At 64.2% G+C, this 6,000-nt stretch carries 6 protein-coding genes; all 6 read right to left on the bottom strand.

What is annotated here, in order from left to right; translation table 11 throughout:
- Positions 1-283: 283 nt before the first annotated feature.
- From LU684_RS29140 to fabF, 6 genes are read right to left on the bottom strand one after another with little or no spacing between them, the layout of a single operon-like run.
- Positions 284-1,066 carry a TatD family hydrolase gene (locus LU684_RS29140; RefSeq protein ID WP_016485494.1) on the bottom strand — a complete coding sequence of 261 codons (783 nt, stop codon included), beginning with the start codon at positions 1,064-1,066 and terminating at the stop codon, positions 284-286.
- Between the two features lie 30 nt (positions 1,067-1,096).
- A complete protein-coding gene (locus LU684_RS29135; protein ID WP_016485493.1) occupies positions 1,097-2,083 on the bottom strand; it encodes a DNA polymerase III subunit delta' in 987 nt (328 codons plus the stop codon).
- The gene (gene tmk / locus LU684_RS29130) at positions 2,076-2,708 is read right to left on the bottom strand and encodes a dTMP kinase (RefSeq protein WP_016485492.1); all 633 of its coding nucleotides are present in this window, start codon (positions 2,706-2,708) and stop codon (positions 2,076-2,078) included. The genes LU684_RS29135 and tmk overlap by 8 nt, the downstream gene beginning before the upstream one ends.
- Positions 2,709-2,717: 9 nt before the next feature.
- The gene (gene mltG, locus LU684_RS29125) at positions 2,718-3,908 is read right to left on the bottom strand and encodes an endolytic transglycosylase MltG (protein WP_060518411.1); all 1,191 of its coding nucleotides are present in this window, start codon (positions 3,906-3,908) and stop codon (positions 2,718-2,720) included.
- 4 nt (positions 3,909-3,912) lie between these two features.
- Positions 3,913-4,728 carry an aminodeoxychorismate lyase gene (gene pabC, locus LU684_RS29120; RefSeq protein ID WP_232895315.1) on the bottom strand — a complete coding sequence of 272 codons (816 nt, stop codon included), beginning with the start codon at positions 4,726-4,728 and terminating at the stop codon, positions 3,913-3,915.
- Positions 4,728-5,972 (bottom strand): beta-ketoacyl-ACP synthase II, encoded by a 1,245-nt coding sequence (fabF, locus tag LU684_RS29115; protein ID WP_012271164.1) that lies wholly within the window; start codon positions 5,970-5,972, stop codon positions 4,728-4,730. The genes pabC and fabF overlap by 1 nt, the downstream gene beginning before the upstream one ends.
- Positions 5,973-6,000 lie beyond the last annotated feature (28 nt).

The raw sequence follows: 6,000 nt of genomic DNA, 5'->3' as shown, positions 1-6,000 counted from the left end.
CAAAAAGTAACCAAAAAACGCTGCGCTCCCATCATCCGGCCCCTACGCTGCGCTCCGGGGTCCCCTCGCTCCGGGCTCGCTCCCGGGAGGACCGCGCTGCAGGCCCCATCCTGGGGCCCAGCGCTTGACGGGCATCCATGCCCGTCACCTCCCTCCGCAAGCCCTGCGCTCGGCCTCCTGAAGTCGCAATCTGCGTTGCCTGAGCTACCGCGCGCTTAGAAGCCAAAGCCGAAGCAAGAGCAAGAGCAAGAGCAAGAGCAAGAGCACTCAGGCTCGTGGGCCATCAGGCCACCCGCGCCAACGGGAACAACCGCTTGAAGTTGGCAGTAGTCTGCTCAGCCAGTTGGTCATAACTGGCGCCCCGCAACGAAGCCACATACTCAGCCACTTCCCGTACATACTGCGGAAGGTTCGGCTTGCCACGGTACGGAATGGGTGCCAGATACGGCGAATCGGTCTCGACCAGCAAACGATCGACCGGCACCTGCCGAGCCACTTCACGCAGGGCATCGGCGTTGCGGAAGGTTACGATGCCAGACAGCGAGATGTAATACCCCAGGTCCAGCGCGGCCTTGGCCATCTCCCAGTCTTCGGTGAAGCAATGCAGCACGCCAGCCTGTGGCAGGTTGGCTTCACGCAGCAGCGCCAGGGTATCGGCACGTGCCGCCCGGGTGTGCACGATGACCGGCTTGCCGGTCTGCCGCGAGGCTTCCAGGTGCAGGCGGAACGAAGCCTGCTGCAGCTCGGCAGCTTCCGGCTCATAGTGGTAATCCAGTCCGGTTTCACCTATCGCCACCACATGGGGGTGGGCCAGTTCGCGCAGCAACCATTCCAGCGCCGGGGTTTCACCCGGCGCCAGGTCAAGCGGGTGCACGCCCACCGAGCAATCGACATCGGCGTACTGCTCGCTCAACGCCTTCACGGCACCGGCGTTTTCGGCACTGACGCCAATACACAGAAAATGACCGACCCCACGCTCACGCGCTGCCTGCAAAGCGGCATCGAGGGAGCCCTGGTGGGCGCTCAGGTCAAGACGGTCGAGGTGGCAATGGGAATCTACGAGCATAGGATGACGACACACATGAAAAAATGAAAATCAGCGGGTACCGGGCAGTTGCAGCCAGTGAGCCAGCAGCGATTCGAGCAGCAGGGCGCGGTTGAGGTTGGCCTTGCCCAGCACCTTCTGACGCTGCTCCAGGATCCAGGCCTGCACCTCCAGCACCTTGGCCTGGCGGCTCTTCTGCGCCAGGTATTGCACCACCTTGCGCATATCAGCCAAGCCTAACCCCTCCTCGTCCTGGGTCAACTGGTAGCGCAGGATCAGATGCGACCAATCGCAGAACCAGTCGAACAGCAACAGCAGTGGCACGCCGTTCCAGGCATCGGCCAGCTGGCTGGGCGATTGCTGCTGCTTGATCAGCTTCTTCACCCCGTCAGTAACCAGCGCACGTTGCTCGCGCACACCTTGTGCCTGCAGGCTGACCGCCATCAATGGCGAACCGGCGGCCAGCGTCAGTAGCTCGTCACGCTCGGCCTCGTCACTGTCAGGCAACGCACCCGCCAGCCAGGCCTGGCTCTGGGCCAGGCTTGGCTGCGGGCACGCCACCTGCTGGCAGCGGCTCTTGATAGTCGGCAACAAGCGGCTGGGCTGGTGGGTGACCAGCAGCAGCACCGTGTCGCCAGATGGCTCTTCGAGGCTTTTGAGCAGCGCGTTGGAGGCGTTGACGTTCATCGCCTCGACAGGCTCGATCAGCACCACCTTGCGCCCACCCAATTGCGCAGTTTGCACCACGAACGCCACCAGCTCGCGCACTTGGTCGACCTTGATCGGTTTGTCGGCCTCTTCAGGCTCAAGCACAAAATTGTCCGGGTGGCTGCCGGCCTTGAGCAACATGCAGGCCTTGCACCCGCCGCAGGCATCCAGCCCTTGGGGCTGCTGGCACAGCAGGCGGGCCATCAGGCGTTCGGCCATGGCCCGCTTGCCGATACCCTGCGGCCCGTGCAGCAGGTAGGCGTGCGCGTGCTGGCTGCGGCCGGCCAGCTGCTGCCAAATAGCCTGCTGCCAGGGGTAGGCGTCAGCCACGGCAACGCTCCACAATCGCCGGGAGTAGCACATCGATAGCGCGCTGCACGGCCTCCAGCGATTGTGCGGCATCGAGCAGGCTGTAGCGCTGCGGCTCGCGCTGGGCGCGCTGCAGGTAAGCCTGGCGTACAGCTTCGAAGAACGCCTGGCCCTCCTGCTCGAAACGGTCCAGGCGGCCGCGGGCGGCAGCACGGGCCAAGCCCACTTCCACTGGCAGGTCGAAAACCAAGGTCAGGTCCGGGCGCAGGTCACCCTGGACGAATTGCTCCAGGGTGGCGATGCGCTCGACCGACAAACCGCGCCCACCGCCCTGATAGGCATAGGTAGCGTCGGTGAAGCGGTCACACAGCACCACGGCGCCGCGGGCCAGCGCCGGGCGGATTACCTGCGCGAGGTGTTGGGCGCGCGCCGCGAACACCAGCAACAGTTCGGTGTCGGCCGCCATGCTTTCATCGGTGGGGGCCAGCAGCAGCTCGCGCACTTTTTCGGCCAGCGGCGTACCACCCGGCTCACGGGTCAGCACGACATCCAGGCCCTGCTCGCGCAAGCGTGCAGCCAGGTAGTCGCGGTTGGTGCTCTTGCCCGCACCTTCGGGGCCTTCCAGCGTAATAAACAAGCCGCTCACAGGCAGTCCTTAATGTTGTTCGTCAGGCGTCGGCCGTTCGGCCGCTTGAGCGCCGCCAGCAGGGGCGTCCTGCACAGGCGGCTCTTCGGGTGCCGGCTGCGCAGCCGGCTCGTCCGCCGCCGGCACCTGGGGCGGAGCCTCGTCAGCGCCCGGCTGTACGTCTTGCTGCGGTGCGGGGCTGGAGCGGTAGCCTGCACGTCGCTTGAGCTGGAACTCACGCACCGCCGAGTTATGGTCGTCGAGGTCGTCGGAGAACACATGGCTGCCATCGCCGCGGGCGACGAAGTACAAGCTGGTGCCATCGGAAGGGTTGAGCGCCGCGTGAATCGCTTCACGGCCGACCATGGCAATCGGCGTGGGCGGCAACCCCGTCATGGTATAGGTGTTGTAGGGTGTCGGTTCGCGCAGATCGGCGCGGGTAATCTTGCCGTTGTACCGCTCACCCATGCCGTAGATCACCGTCGGATCGGTCTGCAGCATCATGCCCAGGCGCAGGCGCCGCACAAATACACCGGCAATCTGCCCACGCTCCTGGGGGATACCGGTTTCCTTTTCCACCAGCGACGCCATGATCAACGCCTGGTACGGATCGCGATACGGCAGGTCGGTGGTGCGCTCGGCCCATTCCTTTGCCAGCACTTCGTCCAGGCGCATGTAGGCCTGCTGCAGCAGCTCGACATCGCTCATGCCACGTACAAAGCGGTAGGTGTCCGGGAAAAAGCGCCCTTCCGGGAACACACCGGTATGGCCGAGCTTGTCCATCACCTCGGAATCCGACAGGCCGTCCAGGGTATGCTTGATTTTTTCATGCTTGGCCACGGCCGAGCGTACCTGACGGAAGGTCCAGCCTTCCACCAGGGTGAGGTTGTATTGCACCACGTCGGCCCGGCGCCAGGCGTCGAACAACTGTTCGACCGTCATGCCTGGGGTAAGGCGATACTCGCCTGTGTGCAGGGCAGTGCCTGCCATGTTGAAGCGCCAGTACAAGCGCAACCAGACGGCGTCGTCCAGCAAACCTTCTTGCTCCATGCGATAGAACATGCGGTTTGGGTTGGTGCCATTGGGCACGTCGAGCAGGCGCTCCTGCGTCACGTGCAAGGGCTGCTCAAGGACCGAGTTGACCTTCCAGGCCGACCAGCCAAGCGCCAACCCGGCAATGATCAGGCCCATTTCCAGCAGTAGCAGGAATTTACGTCTCACGAATTCAGGTTTCCAGTAACGTACGGGCAACGGCCTGCAGTTTACGGGTGAGCGGGCCAGGCGACCAGTTTAGCGCGGCTACGCCTCGCACGGGCCAGATGCCGTAAACGCTATTGCAAACAAATACTTCATCTGCCTGCTCCAACGCGTCGAACGGCAGGTCACATACCTGCGCCGGAATGCCCAGCAGCGCGGCCTGTTCCAGCAGTGCCGCACGCATCACCCCGGCCACACCACAACGGCTGAGGTCGGCAGTGAACAGCACGCCATCGCGCACCAGGAACAGATTGCTGTACACCCCTTCGATCAGCCTGCCCTGCCCGTCACGCATCAGGCCTTCGGCATGGTCGCTGTCCTGCCATTCGGCACGGGCCAGCACCTGCTCCAGGCGGTTGAGGTGTTTGAGGCCGGCCAGCAGCGGTTGTTCCCCAAGCCGGGTCTGGCACAGGAACAAGCGCACGCCCTGCTCGGCATGCTCGACAGGATAGCCGGGTAACGGGCTGCCCTGCAGAATTCGCCGCGGCGCAGCACCGGCAACCGGCGCATAGCCACGCTGGCTGTCACCACGGGTAAGGATGAGTTTGGCTACACCGTCACCGAGCTGGCTGGCATAGCGCAGGAGTTCGTCGCGCACCAGCACCAGGTCGGCGCTGAGCGCCAGGCGCTGGCAACCCAGCGCCAGGCGTGCAAGGTGGCCTTCCAGCAAGCGGGGCTGGCCACCACGCACAGCGATGGTTTCAAACAGCCCATCGCCGTAGGCCAGGCCGCGGTTCTGCAGGTTGACTGCACCCGCAGGCTGGCCATCGACCCAGCTCTGCATCAACCGGCGAACCGGCGGAACACCAGCGAGCCGTTGGTGCCACCGAAGCCGAACGAGTTGGACAGCACCACGTCGATCGGCATGCTGCGCGCCTGGTGCGGCACGAAGTCGAGGTCGCAACCTTCGTCCGGTTCGTCCAGGTTGATGGTGGGCGGGGCCATCTGGCTGTTGATCGCCAGCACACTGAAGATCGCTTCCACCGCGCCTGCGGCGCCCAGCAGGTGGCCGGTCATCGACTTGGTCGAACTGACAGCCAGCTTGTAGGCATGCTCACCGAATACGCGCTTGATCGCGGCGACTTCGGCCACGTCGCCCGCAGGGGTCGAGGTACCGTGGGCGTTGATGTAGCTGACCTCTTCCGGCTGGATACCGGCATCGCGCAAGGCGTTGGCCATGCAGCGGGCAGCCCCCTCGCCGGTGTCGGGTGGCGAAGTCATGTGGTAGGCGTCGCCGCTCATGCCAAAGCCAACCAGCTCGGCATAGATGGTCGCACCACGGGCCTTGGCGTGTTCCAGCTCTTCGAGTACCAGGGCACCGGCACCGTCGGACAATACAAAGCCGTCACGGCCCTTGTCCCACGGGCGGCTGGCCCGGCTGGGCTCGTCGTTGCGGGTGGACAACGCACGGGAGGCACCGAAGCCGCCCATGCCCAGGCCACAGGCAGCCATCTCTGCGCCCCCTGCAATCATCACGTCAGCTTCACCGTAGGCGATATTGCGCGCTGCCATGCCGATGCAATGGGTGCCGGTGGTGCAGGCGGTGGCAATGGCGTAGTTCGGCCCCTGCAGGCCCAGGTGGATCGACAGGAACCCGGAGATCATGTTGATGATCGAGCCCGGCACAAAGAACGGGGAAATGCGACGCGGCCCCGAATCGTGCAGCGTACGACTGGTTTCCTCGATATTGGTCAGGCCGCCGATTCCCGAGCCCATGGCCACGCCAATGCGCTCACGGTTGGCGTCGGTGACCTCCAGGCCGGCATTTCGCACCGCCTGGAAACCGGCCGCCAGGCCGTACTGGATGAACAGGTCAAGCTTGCGGGCCTCTTTGGCCGACAGGTATTGCTCAACCTCGAAGCCTTTCACCGAGCCGCCAAAACGGGTGGAGTAAGCAGACAGGTCCGTGTGTTCGATCGGACCAATGCCACTGCGGCCAGCCAGAATGCCCTGCCAGGTGCTCGGTACATCGGTACCCAGTGGCGACAGCATACCCATACCGGTGACCACGACGCGTCTACGCGACACAGTACTCTCCTTTTCTAATAACAGAGTC

Source organism: Pseudomonas sp. NMI542_15, from assembly GCF_021283425.1.
GTDB lineage: Bacteria > Pseudomonadota > Gammaproteobacteria > Pseudomonadales > Pseudomonadaceae > Aquipseudomonas > Aquipseudomonas fortuita.
This window is presented reverse-complemented; position numbering and strand designations above follow the sequence as displayed.

Coding starts and splice junctions, on each gene's coding strand:
- pabC (WP_232895315.1), bottom strand. CDS start 4,728: ATGCAGAGCTGGGTCGATGGCCAGCCTGCGGGTGCAGTCAACCTGCAG.
- LU684_RS29140 (WP_016485494.1), bottom strand. CDS start 1,066: ATGCTCGTAGATTCCCATTGCCACCTCGACCGTCTTGACCTGAGCGCC.